Below are 2,500 nucleotides of genomic sequence, written 5' to 3'. Positions count from 1 at the left end.
ATGAGCTGTGCCTAGGGGTGAAAGGCCAATCAAACTCGGAGATAGCTGGTTCTCTGCGAAATCTATTTAGGTAGAGCGTCATCCGAATACCCCGGGGGGTAGAGCACTGGATGGGTAATGGGGCCCCACAGGCTTACTGATCCTAACCAAACTCCGAATACCCGGGAGTACTAGATGGCAGACACACTGCGGATGCTAACGTCCGTAGTGGAGAGGGAAACAACCCTGACCTACGACTAAGGCCCCCAATTCATGGCTAAGTGGGAAAGCAGGTGGGACGACCAAAACAACCAGGAGGTTGGCTTAGAAGCAGCCATCCTTTAAAGATAGCGTAACAGCTCACTGGTCTAAATAAGTTGTCCTGCGGCGAAGATGTAACGGGGCTCAAGCCATGAGCCGAAGTCTAGGGATGCGTAAGCATCGGTAGCAGAGCGTAGTGTGACATAGTCTCATTCCTCCTTCATGCCTTCGGGCAGATTGGAGGAGAGAGGCTTTCGATGAAGCGGGCGCGTGAGCGATCCCGTGGAGAGATCACTAGTGAGAATGATGACATGAGTAGCGACAAAGAGTGTGAGAGACACTCTCGCCGAAAGTCCAAGGGTTCCTGCTTAAAGCTAATCTGAGCAGGGTAAGCCGGCCCCTAAGCCGAGGCCGAAAGGCGTAGGCGATGGGAACTAGGTTAATATTCCTAGGCCAGGAGGATGTGACGGATTGCAGATGTAGTTCAGCCTTATCGGATTGGTTGGGCTGCTGAGCAGTTCCTGGAAATAGCCCTCCATCAGACCGTACCCTAAACCGACACAGGTGGACTGGTAGAGCATACCAAGGCGCTTGAGAGAACGATGTTGAAGGAACTCGGCAAAATACCTCCGTAAGTTCGCGAGAAGGAGGCCCGGTTCCTAGGCAACTAGGGGCTGGGGGCACAAACCAGGGGGTGGCGACTGTTTATTAAAAACACAGGGCTCTGCGAAGTCGCAAGACGACGTATAGGGTCTGACGCCTGCCCGGTGCCTGAAGGTTAAAAGGAGAGGTGAGAGCCTTGAATTGAAGCCCAGGTAAACGGCGGCCGTAACTATAACGGTCCTAAGGTAGCGAAATTCCTTGTCGGGTAAGTTCCGACCTGCACGAATGGCGTAACGACTTCCCCGCTGTCTCCAACATCGACTCAGCGAAATTGAATTGCCTGTCAAGATGCAGGCTTCCCGCGGTTAGACGGAAAGACCCCGTGCACCTTTACTACAGCTTCGCACTGGCATCAGGCACAACATGTGCAGGATAGGTGGTGGGCTTTGAAACCGGGACGCCAGTTCCGGTGGAGCCTCCCTTGAGATACCACCCTTGTTCTGCTTGATGTCTAACCGCGGTCCGTTATCCGGATCCGGGACCCTGCGTGGCGGGTAGTTTGACTGGGGCGGTCGCCTCCTAAAGCGTAACGGAGGCGCGCGAAGGTTGGCTCAGAGCGGTCGGAAATCGCTCGTTGAGTGCAATGGCAGAAGCCAGCCTGACTGCAAGACTGACAAGTCGAGCAGAGTCGAAAGACGGCCATAGTGATCCGGTGGTCCCGAGTGGAAGGGCCATCGCTCAACGGATAAAAGGTACGCCGGGGATAACAGGCTGATACTGCCCAAGAGTCCATATCGACGGCAGTGTTTGGCACCTCGATGTCGGCTCATCTCATCCTGGGGCTGGAGCAGGTCCCAAGGGTACGGCTGTTCGCCGTTTAAAGAGGTACGTGAGCTGGGTTTAGAACGTCGTGAGACAGTTCGGTCCCTATCTGCCGTGGGTGTAGGAGACTTGAGAGGAGTTGCCCCTAGTACGAGAGGACCGGGGTGAACGATCCACTGGTGGACCAGTTGTCGTGCCAACGGCAGTGCTGGGTAGCTATGATCGGACAGGATAACCGCTGAAGGCATCTAAGCGGGAAGCCCCCCTCAAAACAAGGTCTCCCTGAGGGCCGTGGAAGACCACCACGTCAATAGGCCGGAGATGTAAGCGCAGTAATGCGTTCAGTTGACCGGTACTAATCGCCCGATAGGCTTGATTTGATCCAGTAATGGAAAGACAAATCAAAAGCATACACTGACCTTGAGTTGGACAACGTTGATTGAAACAACAACCGAGTGGCAACGCGCTTTTTGTAAACAAAAGACGCTGCCTGCCACCCGTCGCTTTCTTGCTCTGCAAGAAAGTTGACGTAGGGATTTTCCTCGGTTTGGTGGTCATAGCGCAAGTGAAACACCCGGTCCCATACCGAACCCGGAAGTTAAGCACTGCCGCGCCAATGGTACTTGGGCTTAAGCCCCGGGAGAGTAGGTCACCGCCAAACCTAGTAAAATCCCTCAAAAAAAACTTCTCTCTAAAACGATATCGAACTTACTAGACCCCGGCCTCAAATAGCGCAAGCGATAGGCCAACATAGTGTCGCGGGATGGAGCAGCCCGGTAGCTCGTCAGGCTCATAACCTGAAGGTCGCAGGTTCAAATCCTGCTCCCGCAACCAA

At 54.2% G+C, this 2,500-nt stretch carries 1 tRNA gene and 2 rRNA genes (1 of these 3 cut by a window edge); all 3 read left to right on the top strand.

What is annotated here, in order from left to right:
* Positions 1 to 2,045, top strand: a 23S ribosomal RNA gene (locus ACR0I7_RS19865) (it extends 782 nt beyond the left edge of the window).
* 166 nt (positions 2,046 to 2,211) lie between these two features.
* A 5S ribosomal RNA gene (gene rrf, locus ACR0I7_RS19860) occupies positions 2,212 to 2,326 on the top strand.
* A gap of 96 nt (positions 2,327 to 2,422) precedes the next feature.
* Positions 2,423 to 2,499: transfer RNA gene (locus tag ACR0I7_RS19855), tRNA-Met, on the top strand.
* Position 2,500: the final 1 nt, after the last annotated feature.

This window comes from Ruegeria sp. AM1, from assembly GCF_056540745.1.
The sequence above is the reverse complement of the archived record's forward strand: the minus strand, read 5'-3'. Positions and strand labels throughout refer to the sequence as shown.